The following is a 17,137-nucleotide window of genomic DNA, read 5'->3' as shown; positions in this document are numbered from 1 at the left end:
GGCCGGTTGTCTGGCCAGGCCAGCGATGATCACTTCATCCGGATCAGATTGGGCGCGCTTTCCCCTTTGGGGCCGTAAAGCGCGTAGAGCTGCGCGCAGGTCGCCTCCGCGACGCCCTGGGCGATCTCATTCTGGTAATGGCGGATCTGGGCCGCGAGGTAGGCCCTGTTGCCGGGATGGGTCGTCTTCAGGCCGATCCGGTTGCTCAGCATGACCATGAGCGGCAGGTTGGCCCGGAAGCCGGCGCAGGATTTTTCCGCGGCCAGAACCGCCGCGATATGGTCCATGGCGTTGCGCTGCGCCGGCGTGGCCGCGCCGGCGTTTGTGGCCGGACAGACGGTGGCGATGGTCGCGGCCATGGCGGCGGCGGCGCCGAACCATGTTCTGACTGTCATCTCTCCCCTCCACGGGGTTGCGCGAGACGGACGCCGCCTGCATCAGGGAACGCGTAAAACCGCCCGGTGGGGGAAAGTTTCTGCCACGTCAGGACGTTGCCGCGCCGGGAGGCGGCCCGCGTCCGCCGTTTCATGCCAGGCCCGGGCGGCGCCTCTGGGGGTCAGCGCGGCGCGCGCTTGGCCAGGATGCGCTGCAGGGTGCGGCGATGCATGTTGAGCCGCCGCGCGGTTTCCGAAACATTGCGGCCGCACAGCTCATAGACCCGCTGGATATGCTCCCAGCGCACCCGGTCGGCGGACATGGGATTTTCTGGCGGAATGGCGCGTCCGTCCGGCAGCGCCATCAGCGCCGCGTGCACCTCGTCGGCGTCGGCCGGCTTTGCCAGATAATCGAAGGCGCCGAGCTTCACGGCGGTCACCGCCGTGGCGATATTGCCGTAGCCGGTGAGAATGACGCCGCGCGCATCGGCGCGCCGCTCCTTCAGCTTGGTGATGACCTCAAGGCCGTTGCCGTCGCCAAGGCGCATGTCGATCACCGCGTAGGCGGGCGCTTCCGCCTCAATGGCGGCGATCCCGTCGGCCACCGTCTCCGCCGTGCGCACCGCATAGCCCCGGCTTTCCATGGCGCGGGCAAGGCGCGTCAGGAACGGGCGGTCGTCATCGACGATCAGCAGGCTGCGATCGCCTTCTGGCGCGGCGGGAGACGGGGCGGAAGACTCCATGATCATGCTTTCACCTGCGCGCCGGGCGCGCGCCGGCGGTTCCCAGCCTCTCTACCGGGAGGCGCCGGTTATCAGCGACGCGCCGGGCGCGCGCCGGCGGTTCCGTGAGACGGGGGAGGCGCGCTGGCCCCCTGCTCACATGTGCGCCGGCTGCCTGGCCGCCCGGCCGTTTCGCGCGCCGGCGGCGCAGGGGCATTGCGGGCTTTGCCCGCCCACGATCGGGCGTCCACCGCGCCGGTGCATCTCCACCATCCCTCTTTTAGATCATTTTGTCCGCAAAGTGTACCAAATGGTCACAGTCTGGTCAGACGGACGCAACGTCAGCCCGTTCCCACGTCCCGCTCAAAGGCCGGACGCGGCCAGCGGATGGTGATGACCGCGCCAGTCGCCGGCGGCGGCGCGTTGGACGTGGTGATGACAGCGCCCGTGCGCTCAATGAGGCTGCGGGCGATGAACAGGCCGAGGCCGAGGCCGCTGGCCGGCTCGTCCGCGTGGCGCTGCCCGGCGCCGCGCGTGGTGACGTAAGGCTCGCCGATGCGCAAAAGCACGTCCGGGGCAAAGCCGGGGCCGTCGTCCCGCACGACGATTTCCACGAACTGGTCGTTCCAGCGCTCCTCGATGGCGACCGCATTGCGGGCGAAGTCGACGGCGTTGTCGACAATATTGCCAAGCCCGTAGATCACGCCGGGGTTGCGCCGGCAGACCGGTTCCGGGTCGAGCCCGTCGCGGGTCACCGTGATCGGCACGCCAAACGGCCGCTGCGGACCGGCGACCTCCTCGACAAGGTGACTGAGAGTGAGTTGCTCCAGCGGTCCGGCGTCGCCGCCGGCCCCCAGCGACGTCAGCTTGCCGAGAATGCCCCGGCAACGCTCCACCTGCTCGCGCAGCAGGGCGATGTCCTCGGCCAGCGGGCTGTCCGGCGGGGCTTCCCGGGCCATTTCCTTGGTGACCAGGGTGATGGTGGCGAGCGGCGTGCCCAGTTCGTGCGCGGCGGCGGCGGCGAGGCCGTCGAGCTGGGTCAGGTGCTGCTCGCGGGCCAGCACGAACTCGGTGGCGGATAGCGCCTGGGCCAGCGACCGCGCCTCATCGGCCACGCGCCAGGCGTAGATGGCGGTGAAGGCGATGCCGAGGGTGATCGCCGCCCAGATGCCAATGATGTAGACGAACGGCAACTCCAGCGTCTCCCCCGGCGTCCAGGGCAGCGGACGTCGCCAGAAGATCAGCGCCGTGGCGTAGAGCGCCGACAGCGCCCCCAGCGCCATGGTGACGCGCGGCGGCAGCGAGGTGGCCGAGATCAGCACCGGCGCGAGGAACAGGATGGCGAAGGGGTTTTGCAGGCCGCCCGTGAGGTACAGCAGGCCGGCCAGCTGGGTCAGGTCATAGGCCAGCAGGCCGGTGGCCGGCCACAGGCTCAGCCGGTGGCTCATGGGGTAGCGGATGCGCAGGGCGATGTTCAGCCACGCCGAGACAGCGATGAGCAGGAAGCACAGGCCAAACGGCAGTGAGAAACCGAGGCCGAAGTGCACGCCGGCCACCGCCACGCTCTGGCCGATGACCGCGAGCCAGCGAAGCCGCACGAGGGTGTCAAGACGCAGGCCGGCCGGCGAGGCGGCGGTCGACAGGTCATATTCTGGCGGCATGGCGGGTTCCGGGCTGGCTGCGGCGCCTGCCGGCAACGCATGGGGTGATTGCGGATGGCGCGCGCATCTGCGTCAATATGGCCGATCCGCGCCGGCGGCGAAATGGTGATGGTTGAGCTGAGGGGCTGGCGCAGGCCGAATCGTGACGCGCCGGGGTGGGGCCACCGCAATTATTGTGCTTTTCTTCATATCACAAATATGTGATGCTACGGCTTGCCCAATTGTTGAAACAATATAAATGGCAGTTGATGCTGATGCGGCTTTTTCGACGAAGCGCTTCTGAAAATCATATGGTTTCGGTTCGTTCGGGCGAAGAAATTTTTCAGGTGATTCTTCGTCGCCGCCACGACGCCCGGCGTTTCACCTTGCGCGTGTCCCAGGTTACTGGCGAAGCGACCTTGACCATGCCGCCGCGCGGCGACGTGCGGGCGGCTGTCCGCTTCGCCGAATCGCACGGCGAGTGGATTGCGGCCCGCCTGCGCCGCGTGCCGAAGCGCATCGAATTCAGGCCAGGCGCCATCGCGCTGGTGCGGGGCGCGCCGCATCCGATTGTCTGGCAGGCCAGCGCACGGGCCGTTCCCGTGATCGCGCCGCACCCGGATGGCGGCATGATGATTCTGGTTGGCGGCGATCCGCGCCATACGCCGCGCCGGGTGCAGGATTTCCTCCGGCGCGAGGCGGCGCGGGACCTGGAGCAGGCGGTGACGCGCCATTCGCGGACCCTTGGCGTGCGGGCGCGCAGCATCACCCTGCGCGACCAGCGCACCCGTTGGGGCTCCTGCACGGCGGCGGGGCGGCTCAACTTCTCATGGCGGCTGATCATGGCGCCGCCCGCGGTGCTCGACTATCTTGCGGCCCATGAGGTGTGCCACCTGCGTGAAATGAACCACTCCGAACGTTTCTGGGCGCTGGTCTATAATCTCTGCCCGGGGACCGACGAGGCGGAGGCGTGGCTGAAAGCCCACGGCGCCAGCCTGCACCGTTACGGCGTGGGCGGCGACGGCGATGACGCGGGAGCGGGGACGGGCGAAGCGGTCCGGCCGGCTGTCTGACGCGGGGGCGCGCCATGCGCGATGGGCGCGCGTGACGGATGCCTCAGGCCGGTGCGACGGTCGGGCTCCCCACGGCGCAAACGCGGCTGCGCGGCCCGCCATAACGCACGCCACCGCCCACCGACGCACGCCCCGGCTGTAGGGTGGCGCGGCCACGGGGGCCTGACGTCGCTTCGACGCCCCCTCACAGAAAGCGCGTGTTGCCGGACGCTTTTTTGCCGAAGTTTGTTTTTTCACAAAAAGTGGTGTCGGCTTTTCGTGAACACGCCCTAGCCGCCGAACAGCCGTTCAAAGAAGTTTGGCTCCCGGCGCTGCGGCTGTGGTTGCGGCGCCTGGCCGCCCTCGCCCTGCTGCTGGGCGCTGGCCCAGCCCGCGGCCGGGGCTGGCGCTGGCGTCCAGGGGATACCGGGCAGCGGCCCCGGCTTGAGGTTACGCGAGGCGACCTGCATCACCCGGTTCCAGACGTCGAGCGGCAGCGAGCCGCCGGTCACCTTCTTCATCGAGCTGTTGTCGTCGTTGCCGATCCAGACGCTGGTGACAAGCTGGTTGGTGAAGCCCATGAACCAGGCGTCGCGGAAATCCTGGGTGGTGCCGGTCTTGGCGCCGATTTCCCAGCCGGGCAGCTTCGCCTTGCTGCCGGTGCCGCTGGTTGCCACCTGGCGCAGCATGGCGTTGATCATGCCCTCGTTCTTTGGCGTGATCACCGGGCCAAGACTGTTCGGCATCCGCTTGTACAGCGATTTTCCGTCCGTGGTCTGCACCGACTCGATCACATAGGGGATGACGCCGATGCCGCCGTTGGAAAAGGCGGCGAAGGCGGCCGTCAGCTCGATCGGCGTTACTTCCGACGTGCCGAGCGCGATCGAGGCGTTGGGCTGCAGCGGCGAGGTGATGCCGAGGCGCTGGGCCGTGCGCACCACCGCTTTCGGCCCCAGCTCCAGGGTCAGCTTCACCGGAATGGTGTTGATGGAGTGCGCCATGGCCGTCAGCAGGGTCATGGGGCCAGAGAAGCGGCGCGAATAGTTGGACGGTGACCAGCCGCCCGCCGAGACAGGGCCGTCCTCGCGCACCGCGTCGGGCGTGACGCCGTGCTCGATGGCGGTGAGATAGACAAAGGGCTTGAAGGCGGAGCCGGGCTGGCGCCGGGCGTTGGTGGCGCGGTTGAACTGGCTCGCGGCGTAGCTGCGCCCGCCCACAAGCGCCTTGAGCGCGCCGTCGGAGGCGAGGGTGACGACGGCCCCCTGATGAGCGCCCAGCTTCGCGCCCTGCTTGCTGAGCTCATCGTTGAGGGCCGCTTCGGCGGACATTTGCAGCGGCATGTCGATGGTGGTGCGCACCTGCACGTCCTGCTCGATCTTGCCGACGAAATCGTCCAGCACGTCCATCACGAAGTCGGCGGCGTAGTTGGCGGAGCGGGTTCCGCCTGGCTTCACCGCCGTCGCCGGGGTCATGATCGCGCCCTTGGCCTGCTGCTCGGTGATGAACTTCTCGTTGGCCATGGCGGTCAGCACGAGCTGGGCCCGCGCCTGGGCGCCTTCGGGATTACGCGTTGGCGCCAGCCGCGCCGGCGCCTGCACGAGGCCGGCGAGCATCGCCGCTTCGGCGATGGTCACGTCCCGGGCGTCCTTGCCGAAATAGCGGTGCGCGGCGGCCTCGACGCCATAGGCGCCCGCGCCGAAATACACCCGGTTGAGATACAGCTCGAGAATCTGGTCCTTGCTGAACTTGCGCTCAAGCCAGACCGAGAGGATCAGCTCCTGGATCTTGCGCGACATGGTCCGTTCCTGGGTGAGGAACAGGTTCTTCGCCAGCTGCTGGGTCAGGGTCGAGCCGCCCTGCGACACGCCGCCGGCCGACACGTTGCGCAGCAGGGCGCGCGCCACGCCCGCCGGGTCCACGCCATAATGTTCATAGAAGCGCCGGTCCTCGATCGCCACGAAGGCTTTCGGCAGATACGGCGGCAGCTCCTTCAGCCTCACCTCGCGGCCGCCCATGTCGCCCTTGTTGGCGATCAGCGAGCCGTCCGCCGCCAGAATGGCGACGTTGGGCGCGCGTTTGGGCACGGTGAGCTGGTCCATGGGCGGCAGCAGCGAGAAGTGATAGCCGATGACGCCGGCGAGGCCGAGCATGGCGATAATCGCCAGGCTGAAGCCCAGGCGGAACAGGTGGCCGATAAACGACCGCGAGCGTCGCGCCCGGGGCGCCTTGCCGCGCGGCGCCCTGCTCTTGCGTCCGCTTTTTTGTCCGCCTCTGGCCACGCGCTTCCCTGCTCCCGCATCGCCGGTCATCCGCTCCGTCGCCGCGGGGGCGAACCCGGACGCGGACTGCCGTGGGGCCGGGCTGGCCCCGTCGTCAAACGAAGGCTCGCGCCGGCGCTGGGACCGGGAAGCCGGGGTGCCGCCGACAGCGCCGGCGCCGGTCCGGCGCCAGCTGTCAGCGGCGTCAATATGAATCTCGCCGGCCGTCGCGGGCGTATCGGTCGCGCCTGCTGGGTGCGTTGTCGTCTCGTGGGCGTCCCGGGAGCCGTCGTCCTGGTTGGCTGGGGGGCCGAAACGGGGTTCTTGCCTGTTGTTCGGGCCGTCAGAAAACGCCATGTGCCGTTGGATCCAGAAGCGACAGGAATATCGTGAAGCGCGCCCGTCCCAGGCGTGACGCACTGATCCCGTAACGGGATTCCTGTCCCTGTATTGTGATGGTAAATGTGGCGGTTTAAGGGGGTCTTAACCCCGGACGGCGTGTGGAAACCTTTTCTCGCCGGCCCAGGCGCCGCGCCTGGACAGTTGGCGGCGCCGGCGGAACGGATACGGCCGCCCGCCGTTTTTCCCTGGATAACCCCTGACCCGCGCGGATGATCCGGCATGCTTCACGTAACTGACAGGATCGTCATCGACGCCGGCGAACTGACCGAACGGTTCATTCTTGCCGGCGGCGCCGGCGGCCAGAACGTCAACAAGGTGGCGACCGCGGTGGAGCTGCGGTTCGACGCCCGCAATTCTCCTTCGCTCCGGCCCGCCGTGATCGAGCGGCTGTTGCAGGTCGCCAGTCATCTGGCGACCCGGGACGGGGTGATCGTCATCAAGGCCAACCGTTTTCGCATCCAGGAGCGCAATCGCGCCGATGCGCGCGAGCGGCTGGCGGCAATGATTCGCACGGCGGCGGAGCCGCCGCCGCCGCCACGACGGCCCACACGGCCCACCCGCGCCTCGCAGCGCCGCCGGCTCGACGCCAAATCCCGCCGCGCCGGCGTCAAAAGCGGCCGCGCCCGGCCCGGCCATGACGACTGAGCCGTCCGCCTGCGACATTCAGCATCCACCGTTTCGGAAGCGCATGCGGAACGCTCATGGCCGGCGGCAGCGCCATGCAGCCAGCGGTGGCCGGATCGATCCATCATGCCATTGACGGACTACCCGGCGCCCGGCTCTCTCCGTAACCTTGAAGCCCGGTTTCTCCTGGCGCGGTTTTCGCCCGGCGAAAAATCTCCGGGCCGATCGGGCAGGGCGGCCGCCCCCTGCGTGACGCGCGCGTATCGAAACGAGGCAAGGTATGCATGGTCGCCAGCCGGCCGGCCTGCCCGAAGCAACAAGAAATAACGGAAACGGACAATCGATGGACCTCCAGCAGCATGAACCGCTCCTGACCTTTCCCTTTCTTCAGCCCCCGGCGCCGGGGCAGACGGTGGAGGTTGCGCCTGGCCTGCTGTGGGCGCGGTTCGCGTTGCCGTTCAGCCTGAACCACGTCAACGTCTATTTCATCGCCGATGGCGATGGCTGGGCCGCCTTCGATTGCGGCATCGCCACCGACAGCACCCGCGAGCAGTGGCAGGCGCTGCTGGACGGGCCGCTGGCCGGCCGGCCGCTGACCCGGCTGATCATCTCGCATCACCATCCTGATCACATCGGCCTCGCCGGCTGGCTGTGCGAGCGTTACAATCTCAAGCTGCTGATGAGTCAGGCGGAATATCTGGAAGGGCACTACATCGCCCTCAACCCGGACCAGATGGCCGAGGGGCCGTTCCGCCAGTTCTATGTGGATCATGGTCTGAGCGCCGAGGCGACCGAGATCGTGCTGCGCCAGGGACATGGCTATCTGCGCATGGTGACGCCGCTGCCGCACACCTTCCGCCGGCTGGCGCACGGCGAACGCCTGCGCATCGGCGACCGGGAGTTCGAGATTTACACCGGCGGCGGCCATTCGTCCGAGCAGGTGATGCTGTATTGCCGGGCCGAGAACCTGTTCATCGGCGCCGACCAGGTGCTGGCCAAGATTTCGCCCAACGTCAGCGTCTGGGCCATGGAGCCGGAAGGCGACCCGCTGGGGCTCTACCGCCGGTCGTTGCGCGAATTGCAGGGCCAGATCGACGCCGACGCCCTCGTGCTGCCAGGCCACAACCTGCCGTTCCGCGGCCTGCACCTGCGCCTGCAGGCGCTGGAGGAGCATCATGCCCACCGCTGCGCCCAGCTTGTCGAGGCCTGCCGCGTCGCGCCGCATTCGGCCTCGGAGCTGGTGCCGGTGATGTTTCCGCGCGAACTCGATCCGCACCAGCTCAGTTTTGCCTTCAGCGAGGTGCTGGCGCACGTGAACTATCTGGTTGATCGCGACCAGTTGCGCTGGATGCCCGCGGCCGATGGCGTTCGCCGGCTGGCGGCCGTCTGATCGCGCGACGCCGGCTTCCGGTTTCAGGCGCGGGCGGATGGACCCGCGCCTGACGCGGTTCGCGACACGCCAACGCCTTGCGATCTGGTGTTCCGGAGGCCGGCTGCCCGGAAGACCCGGAAGACCCGGAAGCCCGGGCTGCCCGAGTGACGGCGCAGGCGCCGGAATGGCCGGCGCTTCAGCCGGTCAGGTGACGGGGATCATCAGCACGCGTTCACTCTCACTGACGCGCTCGTAACGGGCGCCGATGTCGCGCGCCATCTTGTGCACGATGGTCGTGGCCATGGTGCTGATGTAGTGGGTGCGGTTGTCGCGCACCAGCATGCCTTCGGTGATCTGCAGGCGGATCGCCGCGTCCTCCCCGGCGTTCTGGACGACAATGCGGATCGCGCCGCCGTCCGGGATGGCGAGCGCCAGCTCCCACAACAGCTCCGCCACCATGATGTAAGCGTGCACCTGATGCTCGTGCAGCGGCCGGAACGCCCAGGGGGACACGATGTCGAGGCTGACCCGCCCGCCGCTGGCGTCCGCCAGGGTCATCCGCGCGACCCGCTCCAGCAAATCTGGCGCCCGCTCCTCATCGAACGGCAGGCGGCCGATGATGGAATGGATGCTGCGCATGGCCGCGCGGCGCTCCTCGATGCCGGGAGCCGCGAGAATGTGGGCGGGCGCGGCGCCGCGCCGGTAAAGCCGCAGCGAACGGCCCGTGGCCGAAACGTTCTTCTGGATCCAGGAATTGAGCGCGTGCAGGGCGATGGTGACGGTTGGCCGGGACTGGCCGGTCGGGTAGTCGCCGCGTGTCGCGCCGGGCGCGGCGAACCGCGTTCCCGCCAGGTCCGGCGCGGGTTCTCCGCGATCCTCATACAGCAGCAGAATGGCGCCAACGCTGACGATGAACAGACCCAGCATGAAATAGCCCTGCACCGTGTGGCCAAGGGTGAAATTCCATGGGGGCGTGAAAACCAATGAGGCGCAGACCAGCGAACCAACGATGGCGACGAACACGCCGGACCAGCGCCCGGCCAGATGGCGCGCCAGCGCGGTCGCCGGCATGTAGGCCATGATCGGCGCCCCGATCAGCGACGTCGCCAGATAGAGTTGTGGAAGCGTTGGAATAATCGCCAGCGCCGCCGCGACCACAAACTGTCCGACCGGCGACGTCACCCGGTCCCGATAGCGGGCGACAGGATTCATGAATGTACGCCCACCATCGGGATCGCGAGCCTTCCCCATGCCCAGCCCGCCGCCCGCCGCCGCGCTGATGTCCCGGTGGCGACGCATGATGTCCGGGCAGGCGAGAGAAGCCGGGCAGGCAAGAGAAAAGGTCGCATTCGTGCTCCACCATGGCGACGCCGCCCTGGAATCAACCTGAACCGTGTCGCTCCCGGCGTCGTCGGGTTGGCTCTCCCTGGCCGCCGCCAGCCGGTCCGTCTTTACCTTGTCGCAAAGGCGTCGCCCCTTCCAGTCTGCGGGGCGCCCTTTGCAAAATCCATGTCCGGACCGCGTCGGCAGTCGGTCCCGTAATATCGCCCGCCAGCCGGCGCGCCGTAAAACCACCTGACGCCGCCGTGCGTCATCGCCGGAAACAGGCCGCGCCGGCCATTCTCCGCCGCCGCAAGCCGCCAGAACCGGTTATTCGCGCGGCGATTTCCTGATATTTGCTGCTACGCTTGCGGTCCAGTTGGCCAGCTTGGCAAGCCCCAGGCCTCCCTCCCGCGCGGCGCGAAGGTCAATTCATTGTGAATGGCGCAAGCTTGGCTTTAAGCGTGTCCCAAATCAACTGCCATTTTATTTTTTATCCCGCCGGGACGCGACAGCCTGCAGGCCTTCGATGCGAACCCTGGTCGCCTGCAGCATCGACATGCCCAGCGTGGTGCGCACATGGATGCGCCACGGCGCGTAAATACCGGTGTCGCCGACCGGGATGAGCGTAACGCCCATGTCGGTGTTCTCCACCATGAACTTCGTCATCGAGCGGAGCGGGCGGTGGCCGGCCACCGGCGCGTAGCGCGCGGAGCAGGTGGCGGCCGGTCCCGTATAGCCGCCCTGGCTGATCGTCGTGGTTCCCTTGTAGCGCAGCACCACGTCGAATCGCGTCGCGCCGTCGAATACGGGAATGGTGCGGTTGCAGGCGTCGGCCAGGCTCTTGCCAGGCGCCGGCATCAGCAGGGCGCTGAGCGGGTCGATGACGGACTGGCGGTGGCTGGCCGCGACGGGAATGCGATCGGGCCGGTCCCAGTCTTCCAGCGGGGGGTTGATTTCGATGGCGCTGACGGCGCCGCCGGCGAAGGACATGCGCAGGGTGCGTTTGTCGCTGGCGGTGGACGCGATGACGGCGAGCGAGGCGGGGATGGCGCGATCGCCATTGATCACGCCGGTGGCCCGGGCGCCGCCCTTGCCGCTGACCAGCACGCCCGCAAGGCCCGTCAGCTTGGCGTGCATGTCGAGGGCATATGCGCCGCTATTGTCGATTTTCGCGGCGAGGCTCGCCGCGCCGATGCTGACCCCAGCAAGCGTCAGGGCGTAGCTGGCGGCGAAGGAGCCGCCCCCTGTCGCCGGCCCCGCGGCGGCGGGGGCGCTCCAGCCCAGGCCGGCGAAGGCGCCGCTGATCAGGCCGGCGACAAGGACGCGCCGCGTGGCGAAGAGGAATTGTTTGCGCATCAGGATCAAGCCATCGGTTGGGCGTCCGTGCGGCCAGGCGCAGCCGGCGACAATGACGGAAAGCCGTTCCAGGATCGGCCTTTATGGTGAACAAACCGTATCTTTTTGTGACCCGCCATAGCCGGCGCGCGCCAGCGCGGCGGATGACAGGCAGGGGCGGCGTTCAGGAATGCGCCGCATGCAGTTCAGCCATGCAAAGTCGCTGGACGCGCGGCAAGCAATTGAAAACAGGCGCGTGATCTGCGCATCCCTTTCAATCCGGCGACACCAGGCTGGACAAGAGGGCAGGAGCCGACCGTGAGCGTCACCACCGAGAATGCCGGCCAGACCGCGGCCGAGCGCACCACGTTTCAGGTGCTGGGCGCCATCAGCCTGTCGCATCTGCTCAACGACCTGATCCAGTCTGTGCTGCCAGCGATCTACCCGGTGCTCAAACGGGAATTCCATCTCGATTTCGCCCAGATCGGCATGATCACCCTGTGTTTCTACGCCGTTTCGTCCCTGATCCAGCCGCTGGTCGGCATCTATACCGATAAAAAGCCGAGCCCGTTCTCGCTGGCCATCGGCATGGGCTCCAGCCTGGTCGGCCTGCTGCTGCTGTCGGTGGCGTGGAGCTATCCGGTGCTGCTGCTCGCGGCGATGCTGGTCGGCCTCGGTTCGGCGGTGTTCCACCCGGAAGCCTCGCGCGTCGCGCGCATGGCGTCCGGCGGCCGGCACGGTCTGGCGCAGTCCATGTTCCAGGTTGGCGGCAACGCCGGCACGGCCATGGGGCCGCTGCTGGCGGCGGCCATCGTCGTGCCCCAGGGCCAGCACAGCGTCGCCTGGTTCTCGCTGGTGGCCCTGCTGGCGATCATCGTGCTGTACATGGTGGGCCGCTGGTATCGTGACCACGTCGCCCGCACCCGCGCCAGCGGCGTGCAGCCGTCGCGCCAGAGTCCCGTGTCGCGCCGGCAGCTCACCACCGCGCTGGTGGTGCTGGGGGTGCTGATCTTCTCGAAATTCTTCTACACCGCCTCGATCAGCACCTATTACACCTTCTTCCTGATCGACCGGTTCCACCTGTCGGTGCAGCAGGCGCAGCTTTACCTGTTCCTGTATCTGGCGGCGGTGGCGGCCGGCACCATCGCCGGCGGCCCGCTGGGCGATCGCTTCGGCCGCAAGCCGGTGATCTGGTTCTCGATCCTCGGCGCCGCGCCGTTCACGCTGCTGCTGCCGTGGGCGAGCCTGGCCTGGACGCCTGTGCTGACCATGATCATCGGCTTCATCATCGCCTCGGCGTTTCCGGCGATTGTTGTCTATGCCCAAGAGCTGATGCCTGGTCGCGTCGGCATGATCTCGGGGATGTTCTTCGGCTTCGCCTTTGGCATGGGCGGCCTGGGCGCGGCGCTGCTCGGCGTTGTCGCCGACCACACCAGCATCGGCGTGGTCTACCAGATCTGTTCGTTCCTGCCCCTGGCCGGCCTGCTGGTCTGGTTCCTGCCGAAAACCGGCGGAAAGAAGCCGGCGCTGGCCCGCTGACGGCGGTCGCCGGCCTGGGGCCATGCGCGTGCGCCCGTCGATCCGCAGGCGCGCCCACACATTGGGCGGGGCTCATGCCGCGCCAGTCGCGTTGGGGAGAGCCGCGGACGTCCGCGTCTTGCCGCGATGGTTCTGGCGCAACCGCTTGCCGGAAGCGTTGCTTCGCGGATGAGAAGCTCCGGCCGCGTGGAACGGGGAGGTGGTGTAGGAAGGGGAGATGGTTGTCGGCTGTGAATAATCCGGTCGCGGCATCGGACCTGACGCCCAGGGCGCATCGCCCCGCGAATGGCCCGGCGCCAGATCAGCCTTCCAGATTGACGCCTGCCATTCAGCGCCCACCCGGATCAGCGCCCGCCGGAAAAACGGAAGCCGGCCGGCGCCAGCGGATTGTCGGTCAGGGCGGCGCGATCCGGCGCGTCAACCGCCGGCTTGCCGGTGAAGGCGCCCCACATCCGTTGCAAAAAGTCTTCGCTCATGCCGCGCACGATGAAGACGATGCGGGTGCGGTGGTCGGCGTCCGGCCACGCCGGCAGGGTCTGCGGCGGGTGGAACACGTGCTGCACGCCGTGAATGACCACGGGCTGGTCGGGATGCTCGGCCAGCTTCACCAGGCCTTTCACCCGCAGCAGGTCGGGGCCGTGGGCTGAGCGCAGCAGGTCCGTGAACATCTCGAACGTAGCGCGCGGTATCGCCCGCTCCTCGACCAGCGCCACCGTGCGGATATCGGCCCCATGACGGCTGACGTCGTGGGCGTGATGGTCGTGGGCCCCGTGATGATCGTGGTCATGCCCATGCGCGTCATCAACATGGGCGTGACGCCCATGTCCATGTCCATGTCCGTGGCCCGCATGGCGGGAGGCGTCATGGTCATGGTGATGCCCGTGATCGCTCCGGTCGTCGCTGGCGTCCAGCCAGGCCCGCACGTCGGCGATCTTGCCGTCAACGCCGAAGGGGCCGAGCCCGGCCAGCAGCGCGCCATCGACGTCTTCCGCCTGCACGTCGATCAGACGGGCCGTTGGATTGAGCGCGCGCAACTCCTGGCGCAACGCCGCGATGGCCGGGGCGGCGGCGAGGTCGGTCTTGGTCAGCAGCAACCGGTCGGCCACCGCCGCCTGCTTCACCGCTTCCGGGTGCGCGGCCAGCGTCGCCGCGCCGTTCACCGCATCCACCAGCGTCACCACGCCAGCGAGGGCGTAGCGCATCTGCAGGTAGGGATGGCGCAGCACCGCCTGCAACACGGGCGCCGGATCGGCGAGGCCGGTGGTTTCGATCACCACCCGACGGAACGGCGCGATGCGGCCATTGTCGCGCCGGCGCAGCAGATCCTCCAGCGTCGCCACCAGATCGCCGCGCACCGTGCAGCACAGGCAGCCGGCCGACAGCGTCACCAGACCTTCGTCCGCCGCTTCCACGAACAGATGGTCGAGGCCCACGTCGCCGAATTCATTGATGATGACGACGGTGTCAGCCAGCGCCGGGTCCTGCAACAGCCGGTTGAGCAGGGTGGTCTTTCCGGCCCCGAGAAAGCCGGTGATGACGATGAGCGGCAGGGGGGGCGGCGGGCCTGCCGGCCTGGCGCCGTCAGCCGTCATTGTTGGAGGCATTCCTGTTTTTTCCGGCGGGTTTTTTGGCGGGAGCCTTTTTATCCGCCGCCTTCTTGCCCTGGCTTTTCGCGCCGGGTTCCGTCTTGCCTGCCTTCTGCTTCGTTTCCGCCGGCGCTTTCTGGGCGCTGGCGTTCCTGCGGGCGGCCGGGCGCTTCACCTTCTGCAGCGCCTTCGCGCCGGGCGACGTTTCCTCGTCGGCGGCGTAGGCGCTGGCGGTTTCGCCCTTCTGCGCCCGTCCGCGATGCGCGGCCACCGCGGTGGCGGGGGCGCCCGGATAACGGCCCACATAGACCGGAATGGCGGCGAGCGCCGCGCGCGGCGGCAGGGTGCGGCCGGCTACCGGCGCTTCCCAGTCGCTGGCGCCGCCCTTGAACAGGGCGAACAGCGGGCTGGCGTTTTGCGGCGCGTTTTCCGCCTCTTCCTCGCCGCGGGCGCCGCGACCGGCGCCGCAGATGGAATCACGCATGTCAGGGGGCGCCGCGCTGGTGGGCAGCGGCAAGGTGTCGAGGGTTCCAGGGCCGCCCCAGCCGCTGTCCGCGAACCCCCGGTCAAACAGCGACGCCGCGATCAGCGTGCGCTCGACGCCGGAATGGGCGCCCAGCACCACGACGAGGAGGCGGCGGTTGCCGCGCGCCGCCGTCGCCACGACGTTGAAGCCCGAGGAGCAGATGAAACCGGTTTTCATGCCGGTGACGCCCGGATAGCGGCCAACCAGGCCATTGGTGTTCTTGAACACCCGCTTGCCCAGCTGCACGGCCTCGATGCTGAAATAGTGAGCGTATTCGGGAAACTGACGCAGCATCGTGCGGGCAAGAACGGCCAGATCGCGGGCGCTGGTCCTGTTGCCGGGATCAGGCAGGCCATTGGGATTGACGAAATGGCTTTGCCCCATGCCGAGTTCCTCGGCGGCCTGGTTCATCATCCCGGCGAAATTCTCCACCGAGCCGCCAACCCCTTCCGCCAGTACGACCGCCATGTCATTGGCGGACTTCACCAGCATCATCTTCAGCGCGTTGTCGACGGTGACTTCAACGCCGGGTTTGAAACCCATCTTCGAGGGAATCACGGCGGCGGCGCGGGCGCTGACGGTGAGCGGCGAATCCGGTCGCAATTGCCCGGAGCGCAGGGCGTGCAGGGTGAGATAGGCCGTCATCAGCTTGGTGACGGAAGCCGGATACCACGGGTCGGTCGCCTGCCTGGCGTAGAGCACCCGGCCGCTGTCGAGGTCAGCGACGAGCGCCGGGCCGGCCGCGGCCGGCGCAAGCGCGGCGCCCAGCAGGGCCGCCAGCGCCACCAGCAGGAGCGCGCCGCCGCGACGCAGCCGGGCCCAGACGGCTGGAGGCTGGCCAGAACGCAGGGCGGGGCGCTGGAGCCGCCTCATCGCCTGTCCTTTTCCCCGGCTGGTTGCATGGACCTCGCCGGCCGGTCGGTTCTGGTATGAGCTCATGTCCAGGCGCCTGCTCGTTTGAATTTCCGCCGGCGGTCCCCGCCCGCCATGTCGGCTGCGCGGGCGATCGAACCGGATATCGCGCGGCAAACCGCATGTCGCGCGTATGGATGCGTCATCATGCGCATCATTACAGAAGACGGCGTTAATGTCCCGCCGCCCGCGCTGTTTTCCGCCGCCGTTGCCGGCGGGGGCGAGGAGGCCGGCCCGGCATGCGCGCTCCGCATGGCCGCATCGTCAGCGAAACCCTTGCGGGAGAACCCATTTACCGGAAGAAACCGGCTGGTACCCGCTGAATGCGGCGAGGGCAGGGCGCTGATGTCCGGTCCTTCTGCTCCTCCCGCATGACCCCGCGCATGGGGCGCCACGGCGGCTGGAGGCCGGGCGGCGCCGGGCGCGCCGGCCAGACCGGATGCATAGCCCAAACCCGGACGCATCGCCCAAACCCGAACAGGACCAGACGCATGTTGAGCGGACCCGCCATCTGGATCGCCGCGACCCTCGCCGCTACTGGCGCCCAGACCGCGCGCAACGCCATGCAGGGATCGCTGGTGGGGGCGATTGGCGCGGCCGGAGCAACCCAGGTCCGCTTTATCTACGGTTTTCCGTTCGCCTGCCTGTTCCTCGCGGTGGTGACGCTGGTCACCGGCGAAACCCCGCCGGCGCCGGGCCTGATATTTTTCCTCTACGTCCTTGGCGGCGCCGTCGCGCAGATTTTTGGCACGGCCATGATGCTGTGGGCCATCAGCCAGCGTTCGTTCGCCACCGGCATCGCTTACACCAAAACCGAGCCAGTGCTGGTCGCCCTGTTCAGCGTCATCGTGCTTGGCGACCACCTGGGCCTGATGGCGTGGGCAGGCGTGCTCGTCGCCAGCGCCGGCGTCATCATCATGTCGCTGAAGCCGCAGCGCGGAACTGCGGCGCGGGTTCTCGCCGGGCCAGATCCGGCGGCAGGCGCCGGCCGGCAGGCGCTTCCCCCTGGCTGGCGGGCGCTTCCCCCTGGCTGGCGGGCGCCTGGCGCCGGCGTCGCCTCGGCCGCCCTGTTCGCCCTGTCGTCGGTGTGGTTCCGCGGCGCGATTCTCGCCCTGGGCGACGGCGGCTTCGTCATCCGCGCGTCCACGGCGCTGGTCGCCAGCCTCGGGCTGCAATGCGTGATGCTTGGCCTCTGGCTCGGCCTGTTTGACCGTGCGGCGTTCATGGGCAGCGTGCGGGTCTGGCGCGCCTCGCTGACCGCCGGCCTGATGGGCGCGCTGGCCTCGCAGTGCTGGTTCATCGGCTTTTCGCTGACCAGCGCCGCCAATGTCCGCACCCTCGCTTTGCTGGAGGTGGTGTTCGCGCAGATCGTTTCGCGTCGCGTTTTCCATGAAGCTCCGGGTCTGCGGGAAATCGCCGGGGCGGCGATGATCGTGGCTGGCGTCGCCGCGCTGCTCGCGACCTGGGGGTAG

Annotated in this window: 13 protein-coding genes; 5 read left to right on the top strand and 8 right to left on the bottom strand. The window is 68.4% G+C overall.

All coding sequences use genetic code 11. From position 1 onward, the window contains the following. Positions 1–29 precede the first annotated feature (29 nt). The 3 genes from EV666_RS12860 to EV666_RS12850 form a co-directional block, all read right to left on the bottom strand. Positions 30–395 carry a hypothetical protein gene (locus EV666_RS12860; protein ID WP_132008562.1) on the bottom strand — a complete coding sequence of 122 codons (366 nt, stop codon included), beginning with the start codon at positions 393–395 and terminating at the stop codon, positions 30–32. A gap of 161 nt (positions 396–556) precedes the next feature. Next, positions 557–1,117 (bottom strand): ActR/PrrA/RegA family redox response regulator transcription factor, encoded by a 561-nt coding sequence (locus EV666_RS12855; protein WP_207906411.1) that lies wholly within the window; start codon positions 1,115–1,117, stop codon positions 557–559. A gap of 320 nt (positions 1,118–1,437) precedes the next feature. Beyond that, entirely contained in the window at positions 1,438–2,757 is a 1,320-nt protein-coding gene (locus EV666_RS12850) for an ActS/PrrB/RegB family redox-sensitive histidine kinase (RefSeq protein WP_132008556.1), read from the bottom strand. A gap of 290 nt (positions 2,758–3,047) precedes the next feature. On the opposite strand from EV666_RS12850, the gene EV666_RS12845 reads away from it, so the two are divergent. Next, complete coding sequence (locus tag EV666_RS12845; RefSeq protein WP_245514404.1) at positions 3,048–3,809, top strand: M48 family metallopeptidase; 762 nt, start codon at positions 3,048–3,050, stop codon at positions 3,807–3,809. Between the two features lie 269 nt (positions 3,810–4,078). On the opposite strand, the gene EV666_RS12840 is transcribed toward EV666_RS12845, so the two are convergent. Beyond that, entirely contained in the window at positions 4,079–6,097 is a 2,019-nt protein-coding gene (locus tag EV666_RS12840; protein ID WP_132008550.1) for a transglycosylase domain-containing protein, read from the bottom strand. Between the two features lie 570 nt (positions 6,098–6,667). Between EV666_RS12840 and arfB the strand changes: the two genes are divergently transcribed. Both arfB and EV666_RS12830 read left to right on the top strand, forming a co-directional pair. Then, positions 6,668–7,093, top strand: a complete 426-nt coding sequence (arfB, locus tag EV666_RS12835) for an alternative ribosome rescue aminoacyl-tRNA hydrolase ArfB (protein ID WP_132008547.1) — start codon at positions 6,668–6,670, stop codon at positions 7,091–7,093. 322 nt (positions 7,094–7,415) lie between these two features. Then, positions 7,416–8,462: an MBL fold metallo-hydrolase gene (locus EV666_RS12830; protein ID WP_132008544.1), complete on the top strand. Its 1,047-nt coding sequence runs from the start codon at positions 7,416–7,418 to the stop codon at positions 8,460–8,462. A gap of 186 nt (positions 8,463–8,648) precedes the next feature. Here EV666_RS12830 and EV666_RS12825 read toward each other — a convergent pair whose 3' ends face one another. After that, positions 8,649–9,656, bottom strand: coding sequence for a hypothetical protein (locus tag EV666_RS12825; RefSeq protein ID WP_132008541.1), 1,008 nt, complete (start codon positions 9,654–9,656; stop codon positions 8,649–8,651). Positions 9,657–10,250: 594 nt separating this feature from the next. Continuing rightward, positions 10,251–11,123: a DUF3108 domain-containing protein gene (locus EV666_RS12820; protein ID WP_132008538.1), complete on the bottom strand. Its 873-nt coding sequence runs from the start codon at positions 11,121–11,123 to the stop codon at positions 10,251–10,253. Between the two features lie 297 nt (positions 11,124–11,420). On the opposite strand from EV666_RS12820, the gene EV666_RS12815 reads away from it, so the two are divergent. Beyond that, the gene (locus EV666_RS12815; protein WP_132008535.1) at positions 11,421–12,641 is read left to right on the top strand and encodes an MFS transporter; all 1,221 of its coding nucleotides are present in this window, start codon (positions 11,421–11,423) and stop codon (positions 12,639–12,641) included. A 344-nt stretch (positions 12,642–12,985) separates the two neighbouring features. On the opposite strand, the gene EV666_RS12810 is transcribed toward EV666_RS12815, so the two are convergent. Together EV666_RS12810 and EV666_RS12805 are read right to left on the bottom strand one after the other, a co-directional pair. Next, on the bottom strand, positions 12,986–14,233 hold the full coding sequence (locus EV666_RS12810) for a CobW family GTP-binding protein (protein ID WP_245514403.1): 1,248 nt from the start codon (positions 14,231–14,233) through the stop codon (positions 12,986–12,988). Continuing rightward, positions 14,223–15,626: a D-alanyl-D-alanine carboxypeptidase family protein gene (locus tag EV666_RS12805; RefSeq protein ID WP_245514402.1), complete on the bottom strand. Its 1,404-nt coding sequence runs from the start codon at positions 15,624–15,626 to the stop codon at positions 14,223–14,225. The genes EV666_RS12810 and EV666_RS12805 overlap by 11 nt, the downstream gene beginning before the upstream one ends. 530 nt (positions 15,627–16,156) lie before the next feature. Between EV666_RS12805 and EV666_RS12800 the strand changes: the two genes are divergently transcribed. After that, on the top strand, positions 16,157–17,137 hold the full coding sequence (locus EV666_RS12800) for a DMT family transporter (RefSeq protein WP_132008532.1): 981 nt from the start codon (positions 16,157–16,159) through the stop codon (positions 17,135–17,137).

The organism is Camelimonas lactis, from assembly GCF_004342915.1.
Taxonomy (GTDB): Bacteria; Pseudomonadota; Alphaproteobacteria; order Rhizobiales; family Beijerinckiaceae; genus Camelimonas; species Camelimonas lactis.
This window is presented reverse-complemented; position numbering and strand designations above follow the sequence as displayed.

Excerpts from the sequence above, each read along its gene's own strand:
- arfB (WP_132008547.1), top strand. The coding sequence starts at position 6,668 with ATGCTTCACGTAACTGACAGGATCGTCATCGACGCCGGCGAACTGACC.
- EV666_RS12860 (WP_132008562.1), bottom strand. The coding sequence starts at position 395 with ATGACAGTCAGAACATGGTTCGGCGCCGCCGCCGCCATGGCCGCGACC.
- EV666_RS12800 (WP_132008532.1), top strand. The coding sequence starts at position 16,157 with ATGTTGAGCGGACCCGCCATCTGGATCGCCGCGACCCTCGCCGCTACT.
- EV666_RS12825 (WP_132008541.1), bottom strand. The coding sequence starts at position 9,656 with ATGAATCCTGTCGCCCGCTATCGGGACCGGGTGACGTCGCCGGTCGGA.
- EV666_RS12830 (WP_132008544.1), top strand. The coding sequence starts at position 7,416 with ATGGACCTCCAGCAGCATGAACCGCTCCTGACCTTTCCCTTTCTTCAG.
- EV666_RS12850 (WP_132008556.1), bottom strand. The coding sequence starts at position 2,757 with ATGCCGCCAGAATATGACCTGTCGACCGCCGCCTCGCCGGCCGGCCTG.
- EV666_RS12840 (WP_132008550.1), bottom strand. The coding sequence starts at position 6,097 with ATGACCGGCGATGCGGGAGCAGGGAAGCGCGTGGCCAGAGGCGGACAA.
- EV666_RS12820 (WP_132008538.1), bottom strand. The coding sequence starts at position 11,123 with ATGCGCAAACAATTCCTCTTCGCCACGCGGCGCGTCCTTGTCGCCGGC.
- EV666_RS12855 (WP_207906411.1), bottom strand. The coding sequence starts at position 1,117 with ATGGAGTCTTCCGCCCCGTCTCCCGCCGCGCCAGAAGGCGATCGCAGC.
- EV666_RS12805 (WP_245514402.1), bottom strand. The coding sequence starts at position 15,626 with ATGAGGCGGCTCCAGCGCCCCGCCCTGCGTTCTGGCCAGCCTCCAGCC.
- EV666_RS12845 (WP_245514404.1), top strand. The coding sequence starts at position 3,048 with ATGGTTTCGGTTCGTTCGGGCGAAGAAATTTTTCAGGTGATTCTTCGT.
- EV666_RS12810 (WP_245514403.1), bottom strand. The coding sequence starts at position 14,233 with ATGACGGCTGACGGCGCCAGGCCGGCAGGCCCGCCGCCCCCCCTGCCG.